This is a genomic window from Nostoc sp. UCD121 (genome assembly GCF_014222285.1).
In the GTDB taxonomy this organism is placed as follows: Bacteria; Cyanobacteriota; Cyanobacteriia; order Cyanobacteriales; family Nostocaceae; genus Nostoc.
Map to the genome: position 1 here is coordinate 41,121 of NZ_JACKZS010000019.1, position 22,621 is coordinate 63,741.

17 protein-coding genes are annotated in these 22,621 nt (G+C 39.0%); 9 read left to right on the forward strand and 8 right to left on the reverse strand.

The window, feature by feature from the left end; all coding sequences use genetic code 11:
• The first annotated feature begins 101 nt into the window (after positions 1 to 101).
• Complete coding sequence (locus GNF10_RS06680) at positions 102 to 620, forward strand: RNA-binding protein (RefSeq protein ID WP_185586737.1); 519 nt, start codon at positions 102 to 104, stop codon at positions 618 to 620.
• A 198-nt stretch (positions 621 to 818) separates the two neighbouring features.
• On the opposite strand, the gene GNF10_RS06685 is transcribed toward GNF10_RS06680, so the two are convergent.
• Positions 819 to 1,007, reverse strand: coding sequence for a hypothetical protein (locus GNF10_RS06685; protein WP_185586734.1), 189 nt, complete (start codon positions 1,005 to 1,007; stop codon positions 819 to 821).
• Between the two features lie 14 nt (positions 1,008 to 1,021).
• Between GNF10_RS06685 and GNF10_RS06690 the strand changes: the two genes are divergently transcribed.
• Together GNF10_RS06690 and GNF10_RS06695 are read left to right on the forward strand one after the other, a co-directional pair.
• A complete protein-coding gene (locus GNF10_RS06690) occupies positions 1,022 to 1,462 on the forward strand; it encodes a SufE family protein (RefSeq protein WP_185586733.1) in 441 nt (146 codons plus the stop codon).
• Between the two features lie 101 nt (positions 1,463 to 1,563).
• The gene (locus GNF10_RS06695) at positions 1,564 to 2,478 is read left to right on the forward strand and encodes an alpha/beta fold hydrolase (RefSeq protein WP_185586755.1); all 915 of its coding nucleotides are present in this window, start codon (positions 1,564 to 1,566) and stop codon (positions 2,476 to 2,478) included.
• On the opposite strand, the gene GNF10_RS38395 is transcribed toward GNF10_RS06695, so the two are convergent.
• Positions 2,475 to 2,603: a hypothetical protein gene (locus GNF10_RS38395; protein WP_260446281.1), complete on the reverse strand. Its 129-nt coding sequence runs from the start codon at positions 2,601 to 2,603 to the stop codon at positions 2,475 to 2,477. The genes GNF10_RS06695 and GNF10_RS38395 overlap by 4 nt on opposite strands.
• Positions 2,604 to 2,864: 261 nt before the next feature.
• On the opposite strand from GNF10_RS38395, the gene GNF10_RS06700 reads away from it, so the two are divergent.
• From GNF10_RS06700 to GNF10_RS06715, 4 genes are all read left to right on the forward strand, one after another.
• On the forward strand, positions 2,865 to 3,836 hold the full coding sequence (locus tag GNF10_RS06700; RefSeq protein ID WP_185582026.1) for a GTP-binding protein: 972 nt from the start codon (positions 2,865 to 2,867) through the stop codon (positions 3,834 to 3,836).
• A 79-nt stretch (positions 3,837 to 3,915) separates the two neighbouring features.
• Positions 3,916 to 4,974: a WD40 repeat domain-containing protein gene (locus tag GNF10_RS06705; RefSeq protein WP_185581583.1), complete on the forward strand. Its 1,059-nt coding sequence runs from the start codon at positions 3,916 to 3,918 to the stop codon at positions 4,972 to 4,974.
• A 62-nt stretch (positions 4,975 to 5,036) separates the two neighbouring features.
• On the forward strand, positions 5,037 to 5,309 hold the full coding sequence (locus GNF10_RS06710; RefSeq protein WP_185581584.1) for a hypothetical protein: 273 nt from the start codon (positions 5,037 to 5,039) through the stop codon (positions 5,307 to 5,309).
• A gap of 360 nt (positions 5,310 to 5,669) precedes the next feature.
• Entirely contained in the window at positions 5,670 to 7,274 is a 1,605-nt protein-coding gene (locus GNF10_RS06715) for an NAD(P)H-quinone oxidoreductase subunit N (protein ID WP_185581585.1), read from the forward strand.
• A gap of 293 nt (positions 7,275 to 7,567) precedes the next feature.
• On the opposite strand, the gene GNF10_RS06720 is transcribed toward GNF10_RS06715, so the two are convergent.
• The 5 genes from GNF10_RS06720 to GNF10_RS06740 form a co-directional block, all read right to left on the reverse strand.
• Positions 7,568 to 8,929 (reverse strand): ATP-binding protein, encoded by a 1,362-nt coding sequence (locus tag GNF10_RS06720; RefSeq protein ID WP_185581586.1) that lies wholly within the window; start codon positions 8,927 to 8,929, stop codon positions 7,568 to 7,570.
• A gap of 84 nt (positions 8,930 to 9,013) precedes the next feature.
• Positions 9,014 to 9,556, reverse strand: a complete 543-nt coding sequence (locus tag GNF10_RS06725) for a methanogen output domain 1-containing protein (RefSeq protein WP_185581587.1) — start codon at positions 9,554 to 9,556, stop codon at positions 9,014 to 9,016.
• 393 nt (positions 9,557 to 9,949) lie between these two features.
• Positions 9,950 to 10,993 carry a sensor histidine kinase gene (locus tag GNF10_RS06730; protein ID WP_185582045.1) on the reverse strand — a complete coding sequence of 348 codons (1,044 nt, stop codon included), beginning with the start codon at positions 10,991 to 10,993 and terminating at the stop codon, positions 9,950 to 9,952.
• A 6-nt stretch (positions 10,994 to 10,999) separates the two neighbouring features.
• Positions 11,000 to 12,151 carry an FIST signal transduction protein gene (locus tag GNF10_RS06735; RefSeq protein ID WP_185582046.1) on the reverse strand — a complete coding sequence of 384 codons (1,152 nt, stop codon included), beginning with the start codon at positions 12,149 to 12,151 and terminating at the stop codon, positions 11,000 to 11,002.
• A gap of 29 nt (positions 12,152 to 12,180) precedes the next feature.
• Positions 12,181 to 13,503, reverse strand: a complete 1,323-nt coding sequence (locus GNF10_RS06740; protein ID WP_260446027.1) for a response regulator — start codon at positions 13,501 to 13,503, stop codon at positions 12,181 to 12,183.
• Positions 13,504 to 14,147: 644 nt separating this feature from the next.
• On the opposite strand from GNF10_RS06740, the gene GNF10_RS06745 reads away from it, so the two are divergent.
• Both GNF10_RS06745 and GNF10_RS06750 read left to right on the forward strand, forming a co-directional pair.
• Positions 14,148 to 15,170, forward strand: coding sequence for a terpene synthase (locus GNF10_RS06745; protein WP_185592400.1), 1,023 nt, complete (start codon positions 14,148 to 14,150; stop codon positions 15,168 to 15,170).
• Positions 15,171 to 15,177: 7 nt separating this feature from the next.
• Positions 15,178 to 16,581, forward strand: a complete 1,404-nt coding sequence (locus tag GNF10_RS06750) for a cytochrome P450 (RefSeq protein WP_221643555.1) — start codon at positions 15,178 to 15,180, stop codon at positions 16,579 to 16,581.
• Between the two features lie 229 nt (positions 16,582 to 16,810).
• Here the strand turns inward: GNF10_RS06750 and GNF10_RS06755 are convergent, their stop codons facing one another.
• Positions 16,811 to 22,444 (reverse strand): ATP-binding sensor histidine kinase, encoded by a 5,634-nt coding sequence (locus GNF10_RS06755; protein ID WP_185581959.1) that lies wholly within the window; start codon positions 22,442 to 22,444, stop codon positions 16,811 to 16,813.
• Positions 22,445 to 22,621 lie beyond the last annotated feature (177 nt).

Here is a 22,621-nt window from a genome sequence, read left to right on the forward strand (position 1 = left end):
GATGGCAGTCTTGGTCAATAGCATCTATTTAAATTAAAAGCCAAAGCCAAGTGATTGTTTTCTCGCCTTGCCATGTTCATTTAACTCTGGAGGTATAGTTCATGTCCGTTCGCCTATATATAGGTAATTTGCCTAAAGAAGAAATCGATCGTCAAGATTTACAAGCAGTTTTTGCAGCAGAAGGTGAAGCTGTAACTACTAAATTAATTAAAGACCGCAAAACAGGCAAATGCCGTGGTTTCGGTTTTCTTACCGTCAACAATGACGAACAAGCTGACGAAATCATTGAAAAGTATAATGGTCAGATGTTTAAAGACACTGCCATTAAGCTAGAAAAGGCATTACCTCGGACAAAGGGTGAAGAGGGCGACGAACAAGCTCCTAAACCAGTTAGTCTGGCTGGTAGTAGTACGCCCACTCCTGCTGTTAATAGAGAAAGTAGAGAAGGTAGCCGTCGGGAGAAAAGCTCTAAAAAGCCCCGTCGTGGTGGCGGTGGCGGCGGCTCCCGCGACAACAGCACAACAACAACTACCGATTCAGACGCTATTCGTCCAGATCCTCGTTGGGCTTCGGAATTAGAAAAGCTGAAGCAGATGCTAGCTGCACAAACTACGAACTAATCCTTAAGGAAGAAAAATTAAAAATTAAAAGTCAGAATTTTTTTGATTTTTAATTTTTAATTGTTGATTATCATCTGGCTGCTTAGTTAAAAGCTACTTGCAGCTATTTTTGTAAGTACATATTGATACAACGTAACTTGTATAAAGTTCCTGTTAAAGCCTGCGTATAAAAAAATTAAATTTTTGCGGTTAGACGCATTAAAAAGGTAACTGAAGATAAGTGCGATGCCTACGGCGGGTTGCGCCTACGCAGGAATTATCTGGATTTGACAAGTTATAGTCAATAATAGCTAGCTTCATACTGCCAAAAGAACCAGAGGCGCGTAGGCATAGCCCGCCGTAGGCATCGCTCTCCAGATAATTTACACTCAAGGTAAGACCGATCATTTGCAGCTTCTGTTATGTCCTCAACTCTAGATTCTTTGCCACCTGCGCTTGCTAAAATTGTCCAGCGCTTTCAACGCGCTTCCGAACCGAAGCGGCGCTACGAACAGCTAATCTGGTATGCTCAGAAGCTTAATGAGTTCCCAGAAGCTGATAAATTACCCGAAAATAAAGTTCCTGGTTGCGTGTCTCAAGTTTTTATCACCGCAGCTTTGAATGACGGTAAGGTTGTGTTTCAGGGCGAGTCTGATTCTCAGTTAACCAAAGGATTAGTAGGGCTGCTAGTTGAAGGATTACAGGGACTAACGCCAACTGAAATTGTCCAACTTACCCCAGATTTTATTCAAGAAACAGGCTTAAACGTTAGTCTGACACCTTCTCGCGCTAATGGGTTTTACAATATTTTTAAAACCATGCAAAAAAAAGCGTTGGAATGTAAGTTAGATTTGCCTAGCTAAACTTGGTTATTGGTCATTAGTCATTGGTCATTGGTCATTGGTCATTTGCAAAGGACAAAGGACAAATGACAAATAAGGTACAACTACCAAAATTTAGTGTCATGTCAACTAATGTATTATCTACCTCTGCTGCTACTGGCTTTGGTGGAGTAGTTCAAGAATATCTCTGGAATTTTGAAAATCAGCAATTGCGCGTTGTTTATGAAACCCTCGGTAAAGGTTCACCGCTGTTGCTACTACCATCTTTCAGCAGTGTTTCGACGCGTTTGGAAGTCGGCGAACTTGCCAAGTTACTAGCTCCCAATTTTCAAGTTTTAGCCATAGATTGGCCTGGATTTGGTGAATCTTCTCGCCCTAGCTTGAATTACCGACCGGAAATATATCAGCATTTTCTGGAAGATTTTGTCAAAGCTGTTTTTAATACTCCCATTACTGTAGTAGCGGCTGGTCATGCTGCTAGTTACGTTTTACAATTAGCTGTCAAACAACATGCTGCTTTCTCAAAAATTGTATTGTTGGCTCCTACTTGGCGTGGGCCTTTGCCGACAATGGGGGCAAGTCAGCAAATAGCTGGCATTGTGAGAGGATTGGTGCGATCGCCTATACTTGGTCAAGCTCTCTACAAACTCAACACTACCCCATCCTTCTTAAGTTTGATGTATCGTCGTCATGTATTTACCGACGCAGCTAAAATTACACCCAGTTTCATCGAGAAGAAGTGGCAAACAACTCAACAACCAGGAGCGCGATTTGCATCTGCTGCTTTTGTAACTGGTAATCTCGATGCTGTACACGAACAATCTGATTTTCTGGGACTTGTGCAGTCTTTAACTGTACCGCTCATGGTAGTAATTGGGGAATCCAGTCCTCCTAAATCACGAGAAGAAATGAACGCTTTGGTAGCTTTACCAGGAGTGAAAAGCGTTGTTATTCCTGGTTCTCTGGGACTACATGAAGAATACCCAGCAGTTGTTTTAGAAGTAGTTCAAGATTTTTTGTTATCCCCAGAAAATTAAATCTTCACACCAAAACGCTGTGTGTATACTGTAGCTTCGTAGGAGAAAGGCTTTAAGTCTTCCTCCCCAATGTTAGTAGGGAAGTCTTCATCAAAATATAACTTCTGTGTGATAATGATTATCATGCTTTCTGCGGAGATGTTAAGGTACTAACCTGCGACTCCCCGCAGGAATGGGTTGGCTTGTATGCAATATTGCTACTAGCTACCCCAAGTTATGAATATTTATTACTTATTACAGATGCATAAAAATAAAATGTTTTTTGATTAAATTATGTGACTATTTTGGTGAAACCCAAAATAATAGCAAGTTCGCACAAAAATATAAAAAGATTTATCATAGGCGATAATGATTATCCATAAGGTGAGACAAGAGGAATTTAGAGTATGGTGGCTGACGTAATCAACAATTCAGTTCCCGTTACTGTTCTTACAGGCTATTTGGGAGCAGGTAAAACGACTCTACTCAATCACATCCTCACCTACGAACACGGCAAAAAAGTTGCTGTGATTGTCAATGAATTTGGGGAAGTGGGTATTGATAATCAATTGATTATCGATGCAGATGAAGAAATTTTTGAAATGAATAATGGCTGTATTTGTTGTACAGTGCGCGGCGATTTAATTCGCATCATTGGTAACTTGATGAAGCGACGCGATAAGTTTGACCATTTAGTAATTGAAACAACTGGATTAGCCGATCCTGCACCAGTAATTCAGACATTTTTTGTGGATGAAGATTTACAAAGCCAACTATCTCTAGATGCAGTGGTGACAGTGGTAGATGCCAAACATATTTGGCAGCACTGGGATGCAGACGAAGCACAAGAACAGATTGCCTTTGCTGATGTAATTTTACTTAATAAAACAGATTTAGTAGCGCCAGAAGAGTTAGATGAATTAGAAAAACGGATTCGGGCGATGAATGCGATCGCAAAAATCTACCGTACCCAAAATTCTGAACTCGGAATGGATGCTTTATTAGGTGTAAAAGCCTTTGATTTAGAACGCGCATTAGAAATTGATCCAGATTTCTTAGGCGAAGATGCCCACGTACACGATGAAACTGTCTTTTCTGTGGCTTTAGTAGAAGCAGGCGCAGTCGATGGAGAAAAATTAAACACTTGGCTTTCGGAGTTACTGCGTACCCAAGGCCCAGATATCTTTCGGATGAAAGGCATTTTAAATATTGCTGGAGAAGAGAATCGATTTGTATTCCAAGGAGTACACATGATATTTGATGGCAAACCCGATCGCCCCTGGAAACCAAGCGAAACCCCCAAAAACGAACTAGTCTTCATCGGTCGCAACCTTGATGCAGCAAAACTCAAGCAAGATTTTCTCGCTTGTCTAGCTTAAATAGGGAGTGGGGAGTAAGGAATTTACCATTTCCCATTCTCTATTCCCCATTCCCCATTCCCCATTCCCCTTTACAAATATGAACTCCACAACCAAATCTAAGGAATTTGAACAACACTATTCCGGGACACTTTCAGATTATGTAACTGCGATCGCTTGGTCGCCACAAGGTAAAACTTTAGCAGCAACTTCCGCCGCCGGTGAAGTCGTTCTGTGGAATGATGGCGAACTTACAACTTTACAAGCTGGTAACGGTAAATCAGTAGACTGTCTCGCATTTTCCCCAGATGGAAAATTTTTAGCTGTTGGCGGACAGGATGGACAAGTAAAAATTTGGCGTGACACTGAATTAATCGCCACTTTGGAAAATGCCCCCGCATGGGTTGACAAGCTAGCTTGGAATTACACGAGTAACCAACTGGCTTTTAGTTTGGGGCGTTACGTCCAAGTTTGGGATGCAGATACTCGTGAAATTGTTGTAACCCTGAATTTCGACAACTCTTCCGTATTGGGTATAGATTGGCGCATTGACGGACAATACTTAGCCATTAGTGGTTATAAAGGTGTCAAAATTTGGCATAGTCAAAACTGGGATGAAGAACCATACAACCTAGATATGACAACTGTCAGCGTTGCTATGGCTTGGTCGCCTGATGGTAAATTCCTGGCTTCTGGCAACATGGATCGTAGTGTTACCGTTTTAGAATGGAACAATCCTGACCCTTGGGTGATGCGCGGCTTCCCTGGTAAAATTCGCCAATTGGCATGGTCAGAAGCTATGACTAAAGTGGGTGCGCCAATACTGGCATCTTCCAGTGTTGAAGGTATTGTGGTGTGGGAAAAGCTAGAGGATGATACTTTAGGTTGGGAAGCACGAGTATTAACTAATCATGTGGGTGTGATTAATGCGATCGCCTTTGCACCTAAAAGTTTCCTTCTCGCTTCTGTTGCTGCTGACGGCTGGTTATGTTTGTGGAACAAAGCTAAAGAAGTATCCCAAATTATCACAGGTGTCTCAGGAGGTTTTTCGACCTTAGCTTGGCATCCCCAGGGTAAGTTACTAGCCGCAGGTGGTGAGCAAGGCGAATTGGTTATTTGGTCAAAGGTTTTGCGGGGTCAAGGATTCGGGCGTAGTTAAAAGTTGAAGCTCGGCAATTTATTGGTTATGCTGTATCACCAAAGGTATTTTTGTGTAAATTTATGAACATAGTCAAACTGGTTTTACTTGCTTTTTCTACCCTCCTGGTATCCATTATGCTGGTAGTTAACCCAGCAAATGCATCCAGCCTAAAATCTCTAGATGGTACACAAATTATTACCGTAGTATCTACACAACAAATTCCTGAACCGACAATACTGAACTTGATTCAAACATCCAATCCGATTAGCGATGGAGTTGGTTGCAATTGTGCAAACTGCGTTCCGTCTAAATTTCAGTCGTTACAAGGTCAGCTGCCATCAGTCGGTTTTTAATAAAGTTAGAAGTTATGAATCTTGTAGGGGCACAGCATTGCTGTGCCCTTATTAATTATTAATTAGCTTTTTGTAGATAGCGATCGCACCTGCGGCATCATTATCTATGTAATCAAGATATTCACTGAAGGTCACGCCTTAAAAAACAAGTAGGAAAGTTTTTAGGTTAATTCCTAAATACTAGGAAACCTGCTGGTAAGCTAGTGAAGTTGGTGCGAACGCGAACAGCGTGCCGTAGGCAGTCGCAATCTGCACCCAAGCTGTTAAGCTCTTGTTCAAACAGCTAGTCTGGGGATTAGAAAACTTGCTAGAGTGAACAGAGTTAGCCTTAATGTCTAATCGCCAAAACCTATACATATCATGGATTTTGCTAATATTGCATCCCAGTTGAACGCTGGAACGATTTTGCCAGAGGGGATTGTTATTCTCACCCTCTTGGGGGTTTTGATTGTTGATTTGATTTTGGGGCGTACATCCGCACGCTGGATTGGATATCTAGCGATCGCAGGTTTATTTGCTTCCATTGTCGCCCTATATTTTCAATGGGACAATCCTAATCCCATCTCTTTTACCGGTGGCTTTAATGGTGATGACCTAAGTATTGTCTTTCGCGGCATCATTGCCTTGTCTGCGGTTGTGACTATACTGATGTCAATTCGCTACGTCGATCAAAGCGGCACTCCTTTAGCCGAATTCATCGCTATTTTGCTGAGTGCTACTTTAGGAGGGATGTTTTTATCCGGGGCTAGTGAGTTGGTGATGATTTTCATCTCCCTAGAAACCCTGAGTATTTCGTCTTACTTGCTAACAGGTTATACCAAGCGTGACCCCCGCTCCAATGAAGCGGCACTGAAATACTTGTTAATTGGAGCTTCCAGTACAGCAGTATTTTTGTACGGTGTATCGCTGCTGTATGGATTATCTGGAGGACAAACTGAATTAAGTGCGATCGCTAATGGCATTGCCACAGCGAAACTGGGACAATCTTTAGGTTTAGTGATTGCCCTGGTTTTTGCGATCGCAGGTATTGGCTTTAAAATCTCCGCTGCACCCTTCCACCAGTGGACACCAGACGTTTACGAAGGCGCTCCCACCCCAGTCATCGCCTTTTTATCTGTTGGTTCCAAAGCAGCTGGATTTGCCCTAGCCATCCGCTTGCTGACAACAGCCTTCCCTCTTGTTGCAGACGAGTGGAGATTTGTCTTCACTGCTTTAGCAGTTCTCAGCATGATTTTGGGTAACGTAGTCGCCCTAGCCCAAACCAGCATGAAACGAATGCTAGCTTATTCATCCATTGCCCAAGCTGGGTTTGTGATGATTGGCTTGATTGCTGGCACACAAGCTGGGTATGCCAGTATGATATTTTACCTACTGGTCTACTTGTTCATGAACCTGTGCGGCTTTACCTGCATCATCCTGTTCTCACTGCGGACAGGAACCGACCAGATTGCCGAATACTCCGGCTTATATCAAAAAGACCCACTCCTAACATTGGGGTTGAGTATTGCCCTGCTTTCCTTGGGTGGTATTCCACCATTAGCTGGGTTTTTCGGCAAGATTTACTTATTCTGGGCTGGTTGGCAAGCAGGACTTTATTGGCTAGTCTTGCTGGGCTTAGTTACTACTGTCGTCTCTATCTACTACTACATTCGCGTAGTTAAGATGATGGTAGTTAAAGAACCCCATGAAATGTCCGACGCGGTAAAGAATTATCCACAAGTGCGTTGGGATTTGCCTGGACTAAGACCTTTGCAAGTCGGGTTGGTGGTAACATTAATTGCCACTTCCCTAGCAGGGATTTTGTCAAATCCACTGTTTACATTGGCTAACAATTCCATCTCCAATACCCCATTTTTGCAAGCAACAATCAACAGTCATGTAGAAGCACAAAATCTGCTGCTTTTGCCAAAGTTAGATTCGGTTAGTCAGTCTCAACCCTCGGTTGATTCTACCGCTAAGATTTAACCGATTCTCAATATAACTTTGCATTCAAAGACACGCCTGTTTGCTAATTAGCAGACAGGCATTTTTAATATCTCTATAATACCAATTCCGCATGAGAATGCACCTATAAGACTTACGCAAAACAATGCCCCTATAAGTGTTCTAGCTAAGTAAGTGGCACAATAAAATCAAACTATATAAATAAAAATGAACCAGGCTAAAACCCTTATAATTATTGCCTATTGCCTATTGCCTATTGCCTATTGCCTTATCCCAACGACAATTATTTATGCTCACTTACTTAAGTCCTAAAATTAGTTAACAGGTATCTTAATCACAAATTCCGCACCTTCTCCTGGAACAGAAAAACAGGTAAGTTGTCCGCCATGTTTTTCAACTATAATTTGATAGCTTACGGATAGTCCTAGTCCCGTGCCTTTACCCACAGCTTTAGTAGTGAAAAATGGATCGAATACCTTTGAGTGAACTTGTTCATTTATTCCCAAACCATTATCAGCAATACTAACCGTTATCCATTTGTCATCGATTACTTCAGTTGTGATTTGAATTTGGGGATTATTATTTATCATCTTTTGATTGTCAGTTGTTTGTGAATTTCCCACCAGCGTCTCCAGTGCATCGATTGCATTAGCAAGAATGTTCAGAAACACTTGGTTAAGCTGACCAGGATAGCAAGTTATATTAGGTAGCTGACTATATTTTTTGATGACTCTGATTTGTGGGTACTCATGCCTAGCTTGCAGTCGATGTTCCAAAATCATTAAAGCACTATCAATTCCTTCGTGAATATCAACTGTTTTAAGTTCTGCTTCATCTAGTCTCGAAAAATTACGTAGTGATTTAACAATTTCCTGAATTCTCTCTGTTCCCACTGTCATTGACTGGAAGAGTTTAATTATATCTTGAATCAGAAAATCTAAGTCTATTTCTTCTAGTTCCTGTTTGATTTCTAGAGGAGTATTTGGACAAATTTGTTGATAAATTTGCACCAATTTCAGTAAATCATGAGTGTATTTCTGGGCGTGGTGGAGGTTCCCATGAATAAAACTGACAGGGTTATTTATTTCATGAGCAATACCAGCAACCATCTGACCTAAACTAGACATTTTCTCAGCTTGGATAAGTTGAGTTTGGGTCAGTTGTAGTTCCTTTAATGTTTCTTGTAAAGCAGTTGTCCGTTCCTCAACCCGAATTTCTAACTCTTGATTAGCTTTCCAGAGCGCTTCCTCCGCTTGTTTACGTCTCTGAACTTCTTTTGCTAACTCATCGATTTTCTGGTTTAGGAGAACAAAATTACTGCTGGCTAAAGTTCTATTTTCTAAACGTAAGAGAATTAAAGCTGAAGATTCAGGAGACCAAGGTTGAATAACGGCTCCTTGGCTACGACATATTAGCGTTTGTCCATCATTCTTTCGTAAAGTCAAGGAGCCAATAACCATTGCTCTACTACTTGAACAAGCTTGCAGGTACTTTACAACATCGTCAGTAGCCTGAGTTACAAGTTCAATAAGCATTTTTCCCCGCAGTTCCTGACGACGTAATCCCAGCATATCTGCTACTGGTTGATTGGTCGCTAACAACTGACCCTCTCCACTCACCAGGAGCAAAGGTTCTGGTAAAACTCTGGCAAATTCAAGAAATTGTTCAGGAGTCATGGAGCTTCCCATTTCAGGGTTAGATTCTAATTTACATATCTGCACTCAAGCTTGTATCCTATGGTTATTTTAGTGAGGCAGAGTTTACACAGATTCTAGTCCCCTAAAGTATTCTCGACCTTCTGCATCTTCTGCCTCTTCTGTAAATTTTAAGTAAACAATAACTCTACATCCAGAAGCACCCTGTGCTATTGTCTCTTGCAATTCTACTTTCGCATATCCCAGATTATTAGCTGCGATCGTCCCAAAGACGTTTGAAGTCATCATACACATGGCAGGGCGATTAAGCACTTTTTCCCCAAATGGGCAGACGCGGTTGCCAAAGACAATTTTTTCATCATCCTGCTCAATAACATAAAAATCGCCCTGAATGCGTTTTTTTAAATCGATCAAGACATCAGCGACCTGCTTACGTGAAAGTTTGGAGACTTCCAGAGCAGATTTGTAATCTTGGTCAAGCTGCGTAGCCATCCTTTCACCAACTACACTAATAAATCCAGAAGCTTCTTCTAAGCCAACTACATCCTGCAAAGTGCCAGATAATTCTCTGATGAGTGTACGTAAAAATATATCGCGTTCTAAAGAAACATTAAGCGTAGCTATCGAATGATTAAGTGCATTGGTCATAGATTTTCAGCACACAATTGGGGAACTACAGTTATAGAGTTCCCCAAAATGACCATAAAGTAACTGCTTGATACCTTTCTTTAAAGAATTTGGTGCTTGCTTGTGTTTCTAGTAAATTGTGATAGCGATCACAATTTATAAATCTTGTCGTTGCGATAGTTCCCGGTTTTGCAAAGTGTCTTCTAGCTTCAATCCAATTCTCACTCTGCAAATAAACCAGGTCACTTACAATCAGGATAAAGGTTTTCTGTTTTCAATAAATTAATTTTATTCTTCTAAAAGCGTAGTTAATTACCAATTATGATCCACAAATATTAGTCCCAAATCGCCTAATTTTAAATTAAACATTTATTTTAAATAAGATTAATTTGAATAATTGATAGATTTCCTCTTTTAAAAGATGGGAATGCTGATGATAAACTCTGAACCTTTTCCTAGCACAGATTTTACTTCTAGAGTTCCCCTATGTTTTTGAACAATTATTTGATAAGCGATTGATAATCCTAATCCTGTTCCTTTCCCCACAGGTTTTGTTGTGAATAAATGACTAAACATTTTTTGCTGAATATCCGGCGACATTCCTACACCATTATCTTGAATACTGATCAAAGCCTGATTCTCATCTTTGTTTCGAGCAGTATGAATTATAATTTGATTGGGACTTTTCTTAATTTCATCAAAACCCAATCCAGAATTCGACTCATCTAAAGCATCAATTGCATTTGCCAAAAGATTCATAAATACCTGACTCAATTGTCCTGGAAAGCATGGTATGGGAGGAATATCACCGTAACTTTTAACTACTTGAATAGTAGGACGAATCTTATTATCTTTCAACCGATGCTTGAGAATAAAAAGAGTGTTGTCAATACATTCATGAAGGTTAAATAAAACTTTTTGCTCTGTATCTATTCTGGAAAAAGTTCGCAAGCTACTGCTAATATTAGAAATGCGATTAGTGCCTTCTCTCATTGATGAAATTAGTTTAGGTAAATCCTCACGCACATACTCTAAATCCATTCTTTTGATTATTTCTTGAATTTCTTGAGATGCTTGAGGATAGGTTTCCTGATAGAGGTCGATCAAATGTAACAAATTCTGAATATACTCTTGAGCTGGAGTCAGATTACCTTCTATAAATCCAAGTGGATTGTTAATTTCATGGGCTACATCTGCAACAAGACTTCCCAAACTAGACATCTTATTCTGCATTATCTGAAGATTAAGAAGCATCATTTCTAGTTCATGGCTTCTTTCTTCTAGATTGTTTTGATATTCTTTTAATTCAGTAATTACTTTTCTGAGCAAATATTCTTTTTTTTCATTTGTCTCTTCTAGTTTTACCCGATCTACCTCAGAACGCTCTAATTGCTTTTGAAGAATTCTATTCGCTTTCTTTAGTTCCTTATTTTCTTGTTGGTAATCCAAAAATTCCATAAAATTCTACCGAGTTCCCAAAATTAAAGTTACAAAAGTTTCATTGTGGAATTGTGTCTGGCTCATTCCATTTATAGGAGCAATTTCTCCATAAGAATAAAATCCACACCCAGGTAAATGGTAAGTCAAACAGAGTTTCGTATTCTGATACTCTTCTTGTGTTCTCGTACCAAGTATTTGCCGACGAGCTACACATGAAAAAAATAAAACAGCACTTGGCTCTGCACCTGGGTAATTATTTAAGGCATTCATAAATGATGCTTTGGAAGCTGCCAAAATATCTTCATAACATGCTTCCGCAATTTGAATTACAGCTCGATCAGGAATATCTGCAAAAAAGGTGATGCTACCAGATTTCTGATTGTAAGCAATTGGCGCTCTTATATAAAAATTGTCTCTATTCTGATCAAATACTGCTAAAGGATATTCTATTGAAGGAGGAAGTAAACCTAGATAATGATGATAAAAATCTAAAGCTGGCTTACCATCTATTTCATAGAGTATGTTCTTATCTACCTTAGTCACTTGGCTTATTTGACCGATAGGATGCCAACCACTTGCAACACCATGAGAAAATAATATTGTGCCAGAAAAAAGCAGAATTGGTACAGAATCACTTAATACTTCTGTTTGAAAGAATTGATATGTATTTTGGTATCTGGACTGATCGCCTGCTAAACCACCGAATATCGGCACATTTTGACCAAGAGCTAATTTTAAGCCATCCAATATAGATACACCACTAATTGTAAGACTCTCTGGATGAGTTAAACATAGCCTTGGAGTTTCAGTAGTTTTTGCTTTGGCTTGCTGTACAGCTTGTTTAGTTACAGCAATTGGATCGCCTGAAACTTTGCGTCCAATTCCTGCATTAATTTCAACTTCGTCTGAGCAAAACAACATTAAGGTGATTGAGTCTTGCTGAAATTCTAAAACTGAAGAAATTTCTCCATCTGTTGTTCCACCAATCAACTCAATCCCCGGAAAAGCCTGATGAATTTGCTGCAAAATGAGAGCATGTTCAAAGTCAATTGCAGAAAAAAGAATCCCAGCTTTTGGTATATCTCCTCCAAGGGAACTGACACATTGCTGAAGAACTTCTTCAATTGCTGACAGAGAATCTGGATCGTTACTGTGGCCTACTGCTGTTTTAAACATAAAGATTCCGATAACATCACTTAGTATGATTAGGAAATAGGAAGTTTAATGATGAATTCTGAACCGTGTTCAAGTTCTGAATTTACCTCCAGGGTTCCTCCATGCTTTTCGACAACAATATGGCGAGCAATTGATAACCCTAATCCTGTACCTTGACCTACAGCCTTAGTGGTGAATAAATGGTCAAAGATTTTTTCCTGGACATCAGCCGACATCCCTAACCCATTATCTTTAATCAGAATTAAAATATGATTATTGTCTTCCGTAAGAGTGGTCTGAATCAGAATTTCATTAGGATTTTCTTCAATTTCAATATAAGTTCGTCCTATATTAGACTCCTCTAAGGCATCAATAGCATTAGCTAATAAATTCATAAATACCTGGTTTAATTGTCCGATAAAGCATTCTAAATCTGGCAAAATATCGTAATTTTTAACTATTTTAATATCGGGTCGGTTCTCGGATGCTTTTAAGCGGTGTTTGAGAATCATAATTGTACTGTCGATGCCATCATGAATATTGCAAGAAACTTTGCGATCGCTATCTGCACGAGAAAAAATTCTCAGACTAGTACTAATATTACGAATGCGCTGCACACCCTCTTTCATTGAAGAAATTAAGTTAGGTAGATCAGAAAGCATATACTTCAAATCTATCCCTGCAATTTCCTCTTGAATTTCTGCTACTGGATTGGGATAGTACTGCTGATAGAGGTTAATAATATTAGCCATGTCTTGGAAATATACTGAAGCGTGTCCGAGATTGCCATGAATGAAACTAACTGGATTATTAATTTCATGAGCAACTCCTGCTACTAATTGACCAAGAGCAGACATTTTTTCTGTCTGTACAAGCTGAAGTTGAGACTCTTGTAGGTCTTTTAATGCCCTAGACAAAGCTGCTGTCCTTTCTGCGACTCGTTTCTCTAAAGTTTTTGTAAGATTTCGTAATTGTAGATGGGTTTTAATTCTAGCGAGCAACTCTTCTTCATGAAAGGGTTTAGTAATATAATCAACTGCGCCTATACTTAGACCCCTCACCTTACTATTAGTATCCGAGTTAGCTGTCATGAAAATTACTGGAATATCACAAGTAACTGAATTTTCTTTCAGCTTTTGACAGGTTTCAAATCCATCTATTCCTGGCATCATTACATCTAAGAGAATTAAGTCGGGCAGTATATCTTCAGCCTGTTGAACTGCCCTGTTTCCATTATTTTCTGTAACAACTTTAAAGCCGACATTCGTTAATATGCCTAAGACAATTTCTAAGTTTGTAGTGGTATCATCCACCACTAAAATTAAACTATCTTCTGGGAGATTAAGCATTTGTAGGTATGGCTTGTAATTCATGTATTTAAATTAAGTTAGCTCCTTGTTTATTGTTTACTATTACCTGCGATCGCAGCGAAGTCACATCGATTTTGCAAAGTGACTAGCAAATTTATCCTCTGACAACCATATATATAGTTCCCAAAAACTCTGATAACAGCAACATTCTTAGGTTAAATTGCTCTATGCGAATACGGGAGCGATCGCTCCAACATGGCCATCAACTACAAATCTGCACTTTCACTAGAGTCGAAGCTCCTCTTTCATGAAGGCGATCGCTCTAAAATTAGTCATTATTACCCTTGTCTTTTTATAAAATTGTGATATCTCAGAACAATTTAGTTAATGACATAAGTTAATTTTTTCAATTAGTCAACAGTATTTATTATCAATAAACTCTGAGATTACTATTTTTATATAAAAAATATAATTACGTGTAATAACGGTTATGTTCTTTCAAAGAAAGTTTAACAATACTGCTTAAGTTTTGAAATATTCAGATAGATTTACGTACCAATTAAAGCAACGTAAATATCATTTCCATGCTGTGGATTGTATAGTTTTAATCTGAATTTATTTCAAAAAGATTTATATAGGCTCTATATGAGTCTATTAATTTTCTTCTTCCGTAATTCATGTTCGTTACTTATAACTAATATATTTTTATGAAGGAACTACTTACCTCTAATTTATATTGTCCATTTTCATCTCATATCAATGAGTATGTTGATATCTTAGAAGAGTATGCTCTTGAGTGGGTAATGCGTTTCAATCTCCTGAATAATAAATCAAGTTATAAGCATTTTTGCAAATCTAATTTTTTTTTATTAGCTGCAAGTGCTTATCCAAACTGTGATTTGGAAGAACTTAAAATTGGAAATGACTGGCTTAGCTGGGTGTTTATTTGGGATGATCAATGCGATATGTCAGAGTTCAAAAAACAACCGGAAGCGCTCAAACTTTTTCAGCAAAGATTTATGGAAATATTGAAAGGATCAGAACCAACGAGGGAAGACATACCCATCAATCATGCCTTGGCTGATTTGCGACAACGAACACGCGAAAGAACGAGCGAAAAATGGTTCAATTACTTCCTCTACTGCTTTGAGCAATACTGCCACGGATGTGTAGAGGAAGCAGCTATTCGTGCCCAAGGGATTGTACCTGATATTGACACTTATATGAGGTGCAGAAGATTCAGTGTGGGAGGATATCTTTTCCTGACGGTAAGTGAATTTTGCAATAATTACATGCTCTCTGATGTTTTAAGAAATAATGAAATTGTGAAAAAAATAGAAGTGATCACAATTGATATTCTTGCATGGTGTAATGATGTTTTTTCAGCATCTAGGGAAATGGACAGTGGTGATGTTCATAATCTAGTACTGGTACTACATTATCTACAGCAACTACCTTTGAATAAAGCAATTAATCATGCTGCTGACATGCATAATGAAAAGGTCAAAGCTTTGATAGATTTAGAAGCATCTATTCCCTCTTTTGGAGAAGAGCTAGATGTGGAACTGGCAAAATATATATCAATAATGCACTCCTGGATTAGTGGCAATCTTAATTGGTATTCTCTTACTGGTCGCTATGAGACGATAGAGAAACTGGATCTAGTTAACTGTGAAGTTCATTTTCAACTTTCAAATAAGCAAATTTCACCGTTTCACTTAGGGGCATAATTTCGAGATGAAAAAACAAATTCCACTACCAAATATTCTCAAAACCCCCCCTTTTCTGCAAAAGCTTCAATGGGTCAGTGACCCTGTTGGATACATGGAAAAAGCGGCTCAACAATATCCTGACATTTTCACTGCTAGGATAGTTGGTTTTGGGGATACCGTAGTTTTTGTGAACCACCCTCAAACAATCCAAGAAATTTTAACCAACGATAGAAAGAAGTTTGCTGCTGTTGCTGAGGTGAACAAAATTGTCGAACCCTTAGTAGGGAAACATTCAGTTTTCTTGCTGGAGGGCGCTGAACATAAACAGCGACGACAACTTGTGATGCCGGGCTTTCATGGAGAGCGAATGCGAGCTTACGGTCAGCTAATCTCAAACCTTAGCGAAAAAGTTTTTAGTCAAGTACCAAAAAATTTGCCCTTTTCAGCCCGTAATACAATGCAGGAGATTTCTTTGCAAGTCATCTTAGAAGCTGTTTTTGGCATGTATGAAGGAGAACGTTGCCAAAAACTTAAGCATCTACTGGGATCTTTTTTGGACGACTTTTGGTCACCACTTACTTCTAGCCTATTCTTTTTTTCATTTCTACAACAGGATTTAGGAACTTGGAGTCCGTGGGGAAACTTTCTGCACCGACGGCAGCAAATAGATGAATTGATCTATGCTGAGATTGCTGAACGCCTACAGCAAACTGATCTAGGCCGCATCGATATCCTTTCCATGCTGATATCAGCTCGGGATGAGGCTGATGAACCGATGACAGATCAAGAGTTGCGCGATGAGTTGATCACCCTGATGATTGCTGGGCATGAAACTACGGCAACGGCAATGGCTTGGGCACTATACTGGATTCACCAAAACCCAGAAGTCCATGAAAAATTGCTTCAGGAACTTGATACTTTAGGTGATTCACCAGACCCCATGAGCATTTTCCGATTGCCTTATCTCACGGCTGTCTGTAATGAGACTTTGCGGATTACTCCTGTGGTAATGTTGACTTTGCCAAGGGTAGTGCAAGAACCTGTTGAACTACTAAAACATCGCTTAGAGCCTGGTACGGTAGTTGTTGGTTGCATTTATCTGACTCACCAACGTCAAGATTTATATCCCCAGCCCAAGCAGTTTCAGCCAGAGCGCTTTCTTGAGCAGCAATTTTCTCCTTATGAATTTTTGCCTTTTGGTGGTGGTGCTCGTCGCTGTATTGGCGAGGCTTTAGCCATATTTGAAATGAAGCTAGTATTGGCAACAATCTTGTCACACTATCAATTTGCCTTGGTTGATAATCAACCAGAGAGACTACAGCGTCGAGGTTTTACACTTACGCCTGCTAAGGGAATCAAGATAACAATTACAGGAGAGCGTGTACATCAAAAGTCTTTAGACAATATGACAACTAGATCCGTTCGCTAGTAGTCTGTCATAGTTGATTTGATGAGTTTTAGAAACAAATTTTATCAAACTCATCAAATTGGTATTAACAAACTACTAGTAATCTATCGCATTAATTTTGAGAAATTTGTGTTGAGAAATTTATCACTCAACTTCAAAGACCAGAGCCGCGGATTACAAATTTTTACAATCCCTTCAAAACTAATGAGATAAATCACTAATAGGAGTGCAAGGCTTTGCACTCCTATTATTATATGGGAATCTCAATTACAAATTCAGTTCCCTCTTTGGGGGTGGAATTACATGTTAAACTACCCTGATGTTTTTCAACTACAATTTGATAGCTAATTGATAACCCCAATCCCGTACCGCTTCCTACTGGCTTGGTAGTAAAAAATGGGTCAAAAATTTTCTGTTGTAGCGTTTCTGGGAAGCCAGAGCCATTATCGGCAAATTTAATTTTCACGGTATTGAAATCTGTTAGTTCGGTATAAATGCGAATTTGTCCTTTGTCCTTTGTTATTTGCTCCTTGTCATTTACCAATGAGGGATAATCAATAACAAATGACTCTTCTAAAGCATCGATTGCATTAGTCAAGATATTCATAAATACTTGATTGAGTTGACCCGGATAACAAGTAACTTCCGGCAAATCCCCGTATTCTTTGATGACTTCAATTTCAGTAAAATTGCTCTTTTCCTTGAGTCGATGCTGCAAAATCATTAAGGTGTTGTCTATCCCCTCATGAACATCTACAGACTTCATCTCTGATTCATCTAGGCGAGAGAAGTTGCGTAATCCTAAAACAATATTCCGGATACGCGAACTCCCCACTTTCATGGAATCTAGAATCTTTGGCAAGTCTTTTGCTAGGAAATTTAAGTCAATCTCCTCAGCTTTCTCCTCAACTAAAGGCGAAGGATGAGGATATTCCTGCTGATAAACAACTACCAAATCCAGCAAGTCTTGGACATACTCACTAGTATGATTAATATTGCCATAAATAAAGTTAATAGGGTTATTGATTTCATGAGCAATTCCTGCCACCATTTGTCCCAAAGAAGACATTTTTTCACTTTGAATCAATTGCATCTGGGTACGTTGCAATTCCTGTAGAGTTTGTTCTAAACAGTGATTTTTGTCATTAAGTTCCTGTGTTCTGTCCTGGACTTTTTCTTCCAGGGTATGATTGTATTCCTCCAAACTTTCTTTAGCTTTCGCCAAATTTTTGTAGAGGATAGCATTCTCTAGGGATATTGCTGCTTGAGTGGTGAGGAGTTTGAGTACTTCTACGCGATCGCGTGTAAATACTCCAGTTGTCAGATTATTTTCTAGGTAAATAATCCCAATCAATTTGCCTTGATTAATAATAGGTATAGACAATATGCTCTTGGGTTCTTCATTGATAATATAGCTATCAGCTGCTAAAAAGGAAGCAGCCATTGCATTATCGATCACAAAGATTTCTCTGGAGCGTTTAACGTAGTTAATCAAAGTAATGGGAACATCGTAGCTTGACTCTAGGGAAGTTGATGGAAACTCAGTGTAGATATGCTCCAAATTCGAACCTGAAAAAACTGCCGTAACAGTTAATGCTAAGTTATCACCTTCGCTCAAAATTAAAGCGCATTTAGATGCTCCTGCATTCTCCATCACAACTTCCATCAAAGTAGAAAGTAGTCGCTCAAGCTCGATTTCCCCAGAGAGCGCTTGAGATGCTTTAATGAATGCTGCTAAATCCAGAGAATCCGAAATGCTTGTCTTAGAGCCAATAACAGTTTGTTGATTACTCAGGGTAGATAAAGATGATATAGATGTGTTGTAGAAAGAAGTGCTTTCTTCTCTAGAATGGATATTCAGTTTTTCTTGCTGAAATATAGAAGTGAGTAATTGGGGATAGCGTTTTGCCAAATCGTCAACTTTGGCTAACGCTCCCCAGTGAACGTAACTATAGTAAGCCTCAATTAAATATATTTGTGCAATCTTCTCTTTGCCCCACTGTAGATAGAATTTAGCAGCAAGTTCATTTGCTAAAGCTTCTTCATTAATGTACTTATATTCCTTAGCAGAGGAAACAGCGCGATCGTAATTGCTCATAGCTTCAATATATTGGCCCAGAACTCTATGCCGCTCCGCTTCCACTAAATAAAATTTATGCAAATAATTCATCGGTGCATGATTCGCCCAGTACTGCATCTGTTCCTGATTGACTACAATCTTTCTCAGGATTTGTTTTTGTACAGACTCTTCAACATCGCAGTAAACTGCCAGCCTAGCTAGAGAATCGTAAAAACGGAAAGTAGGAACAACTAGATGTCCTATTCCAGCATCTAAATAATTTTCTGCTAAAGTTGCATTTTTAACTGCTTCCAAAAATTCCTGAAATAGATAACATAACTGAAGCTTGCAGAAATATAAATGTAAAAGTCCAAGTCTGTCTTTGGTATCAATATGAATCGGTAGCATTTTCTCCTCATCATAAGATTCACCAATTAAAAGACAGGTATTTTCCACACCTCCTAGCAAGTTCACAACAGTTTGTCGATAGATGGCACTCCAGTTAAATGCTGTTTCTATCTTAAGCTGACTGATAGTATTGCTATAGGTTGTTATCTCATGTTTCAGTTCTGTCAGTTCTTGTCCGATAAAATATGCACTGTAGCAAAAAGTGTAGAGAGAATATGCCGCAAATTCCAAATCTCCTGTTTCCAGTGCGGTAGAGTAGGCTTCTATTAAAGATTTTAATATTTCCCTAACGTGCTCCTTCCAAGGTCTGATATTGGCATTAAATGTCACAAGGATCTTGGCTGTGAGTGCTTTAGTATCTAACGTAGTTAATAGATTTAAAGCCAGTTTTCCAATTTTATAACCAGATTCAATATCTCCCACTACTCCAGAGAGTATCATTCCGTAACTAACATAGGCATAGGCTGACAAGGGAGTATTGCCGTGTTTGAGAGAAAATTGAATTTGTTTAATTACAAGTAGTGGTAACAGTTCGGGAGCAACTTGATAAACAGCAGGAATTGCACTGGAAAGGATACGCATCACCGCCAGTACTTGGGCTTCTATCATCTGTGGTAGTTCAATTAAATCCTCAAAACACCTGCCATTAAGATTTGATGTTAATTCTGCCATTGCTAACTGAATATCAGACTGGCTTGGATGTTCAGGAAACTCCACTCCCAAAAGTTTCAAAAAGGTTAGTGCAGTATTTACAGCCTCCAGTGCTTGGTTCTGCGCCCCATAAGCCTGAATTTTGACTTCATAAACTTTTACTTTTTCTAACAGTGGTTTACGTACCAACACTACCTCTGCGAATTCCTCCATCTGTTCAAAGTTGCCAGCCAGGTATGCTGCCTCTGTCGCAGTCTCATATAAAGCCAGGGTAAGATGATGTTTCGTCTCCCAACTATCACCTGCGAGCAGTTGGATACCAGTAGTTAAATACTTAAGGGCAGTAGGGTAAGCTGTTGATGCTAAAGCCTTACGTCCAGCAGTTAGATTCATCTGGGCTAGTTCATCTCGTTTAGTTTGAGGGGAGATGAATTCTACTGCAATATTAAACTGATTGACAAGTTCAAAAATCTTTTCTTCCTGTTCTACAACAGGAATATTGTTCAATAAGAGTAGCCCAATTTTTAAATGAATTGGCTTTTTTTGTTCTTCAGGAATCAAAGAATAAGCTGCTTGATGCACCCGATCGTGTACGAATTTATATTTAGGTAGTTGTAAATTAGAACTGGAAAATTCTATAGATTCTATTCCATGAACAATGAATTCTTGATTAGTATTTTCTTTCGCAAAGATGTTGTAATTTTCAGTCTGTGGTAAGATTAGTCCCTCAAGTAAGGCTTGCCACAAATCTGATGCTGTATCTACTACAGATTTTTCGTTGACGATCGCCAGATTCTTTAATTCAAATTGATTACCAATACAGGCAGCTAGTTTCAGAACCTTTTGGCTATGTATTGGCAATTTTTCTATTTGTAGGGCAATAAATTCTACTACATCATCTGTGAGAGCTAACTCTTTAACTTTGGAAATATCATACTGCCAATGACCAATATCGAAGTTTAATACAATTAGCTCATCATCGTGTAAAGACTTGAGGAATTGGACTGAAAAAAATGGGTTGCCTTTGGTTTTGGCAAACACCATCTGAGTGAGAGGAACCGCAACTACTTCAGCACAATGGAGAGTATCAGCAATGAGATGATTTAAATCACCCTGATTTAAAGGTGCTAAAGTGATTGTATTAATAGCTACTCCGGTTTTTTCAATTTCCTGTAGTGTTAAATAAAGCGGATCTACTTTGAAAACTTCATTGTCTCGATAAGAACCAATTAACAATAAACCTCCCTGATTCTCATACATATCTTCTGCATTTTCTGCCAAAGAAGATGATATACTTTCACACATTAATAACTGAATTATTTTTAAAGAGGCGGTATCTGCCCATTGCAAGTCATCAAGAAATATAACTAGGGGATGTTCTTTAGTTGTGAAGATTTGAATGAATTTTTGAAACAATAAATTGAAACGATTTTGAGCAGCACTGCCAGAGAGTTCTGTAACCGGAGCTTGTTTACCAACAATTTGTTCAAGTTCAGGAATTACATCGATAATTACCTGAGTCTGTTTACCCAATTCCCGCAGGATTTTGGCTTTCCATTGTTGAATTTGGGCATCAGTTTCTGAGAGTAGTTGCCCGATTAAATCTCTAAAAGCTTGCACCAATCCTGATAAGGGAATGTCACGTTGAAACTGGTCAAATTTTCCTTTGATGAAGTAACTACGCTGTCGCACAATCGGTTTGTGGACTTCATTAACCACAGCAGTTTTGCCAATCCCAGAGAAACCCGCGACTAATATCATTTCTGTTGCCCCTTCTGTTACACGCTTAAAAGCAGCGAGTAGAGTTTCAACTTCACCTTGGCGACCATAGAGTTTTTCAGGAATTACGAAACGGTCTGAGATGTCCCTCATTCCTACTTCAAAGGGTGCAATATTTCCTGTTTCTTGCCACTGCTTTTGGCACACCTCCAAGTCATGCTTTAACCCCAAAGCACTCTGATAGCGGTCTTCGGCATTTTTCGCCATTAGTTTACCGATCATTTCAGACAAAATTGCCGGAATCTTAGAATTAATTCGGCTGGCTTTTAGCGGTTGTTTAGCTATATGAGAGTAAACTAACTCCATCGGATCTTTAGTCGTGAAGGGTAACTGTCCAGTGAGGAGTTGAAAGAAGGTAATACCAAGGGAATAAAAATCAGTGCGATAGTCGATACCCCGGTTCATCCTTCCAGTTTGTTCTGGAGAAATGTAAGCCAGAGTACCTTCTAGGATGTTGGGATTCGTGAGAAATTGAATTTCTCTTGGTAGGAGGGTGGCAATGCTAAAGTCGATGATTTTTACTTCATCTGTGGTAGGGTTTATTAAAATGTTGGCAGGCTTGATGTCTTTGTGAATGATGCGATCGCGATGTAGTCCCTCAAGGGTAGAAGCAATTTTAATCGCAATGTTGAAAAACTCATTGAGAGAAAGACAGTTTTCCTTCTTTTCCTTGTTCTCTATCCGCCAGTCTTGCAGGGAAATACCGCCAAAATCTTCCATCACTAAGATGTAGCTGTTACGGTAGCTTTCTAGGCTATAGGTTTTGAGTATGCCAGGAATATCGAGGTTTTTGGTGATGATATACTGATTGCGGAACTGGGCGATTTCCGCGAACGTAGGATATTCATTCCGCATTAATTTGAGAACAACTGGTTTTTGGTCTTGTTCTCTAATGCCCCGATAAACTAGAGTTTTACTACCTGAGTATATTTGCTCGGTGATGTGATAGCCAGGAAACGCATATAATGTATCTAATACTACTAACATTGCGGGATATGCTCATAATTCTTGTTTCTATGTCTTAGTATTCCCGTGCGGGGGGTTTCATTATCATGAAATGATTTCATTTGTTGAACTTGTATTAATAAAATAATTTTTGAAGAAATATCTTTTCTGGAACTATGTAATTTTTAATAAACTACTTTGAGTATAAAAACATAAGTT

Excerpts from the sequence above, each read along its gene's own strand:
- GNF10_RS06680 (WP_185586737.1), top strand. The coding sequence starts at position 102 with ATGTCCGTTCGCCTATATATAGGTAATTTGCCTAAAGAAGAAATCGAT.
- GNF10_RS06710 (WP_185581584.1), top strand. The coding sequence starts at position 5,037 with ATGAACATAGTCAAACTGGTTTTACTTGCTTTTTCTACCCTCCTGGTA.
- GNF10_RS06695 (WP_185586755.1), top strand. The coding sequence starts at position 1,564 with ATGTCAACTAATGTATTATCTACCTCTGCTGCTACTGGCTTTGGTGGA.
- GNF10_RS06735 (WP_185582046.1), bottom strand. The coding sequence starts at position 12,151 with ATGTTTAAAACAGCAGTAGGCCACAGTAACGATCCAGATTCTCTGTCA.
- GNF10_RS06700 (WP_185582026.1), top strand. The coding sequence starts at position 2,865 with ATGGTGGCTGACGTAATCAACAATTCAGTTCCCGTTACTGTTCTTACA.
- GNF10_RS06720 (WP_185581586.1), bottom strand. The coding sequence starts at position 8,929 with ATGACTCCTGAACAATTTCTTGAATTTGCCAGAGTTTTACCAGAACCT.
- GNF10_RS06715 (WP_185581585.1), top strand. The coding sequence starts at position 5,670 with ATGGATTTTGCTAATATTGCATCCCAGTTGAACGCTGGAACGATTTTG.
- GNF10_RS06755 (WP_185581959.1), bottom strand. The coding sequence starts at position 22,444 with ATGTTAGTAGTATTAGATACATTATATGCGTTTCCTGGCTATCACATC.
- GNF10_RS06745 (WP_185592400.1), top strand. The coding sequence starts at position 14,148 with ATGAAGGAACTACTTACCTCTAATTTATATTGTCCATTTTCATCTCAT.
- GNF10_RS06730 (WP_185582045.1), bottom strand. The coding sequence starts at position 10,993 with ATGGAATTTTTGGATTACCAACAAGAAAATAAGGAACTAAAGAAAGCG.
- GNF10_RS38395 (WP_260446281.1), bottom strand. The coding sequence starts at position 2,603 with ATGATAATCATTATCACACAGAAGTTATATTTTGATGAAGACTTCCCT.
- GNF10_RS06740 (WP_260446027.1), bottom strand. The coding sequence starts at position 13,503 with ATGAATTACAAGCCATACCTACAAATGCTTAATCTCCCAGAAGATAGT.
- GNF10_RS06685 (WP_185586734.1), bottom strand. The coding sequence starts at position 1,007 with ATGATCGGTCTTACCTTGAGTGTAAATTATCTGGAGAGCGATGCCTAC.
- GNF10_RS06690 (WP_185586733.1), top strand. The coding sequence starts at position 1,022 with ATGTCCTCAACTCTAGATTCTTTGCCACCTGCGCTTGCTAAAATTGTC.
- GNF10_RS06705 (WP_185581583.1), top strand. The coding sequence starts at position 3,916 with ATGAACTCCACAACCAAATCTAAGGAATTTGAACAACACTATTCCGGG.
- GNF10_RS06750 (WP_221643555.1), top strand. The coding sequence starts at position 15,178 with ATGAAAAAACAAATTCCACTACCAAATATTCTCAAAACCCCCCCTTTT.
- GNF10_RS06725 (WP_185581587.1), bottom strand. The coding sequence starts at position 9,556 with ATGACCAATGCACTTAATCATTCGATAGCTACGCTTAATGTTTCTTTA.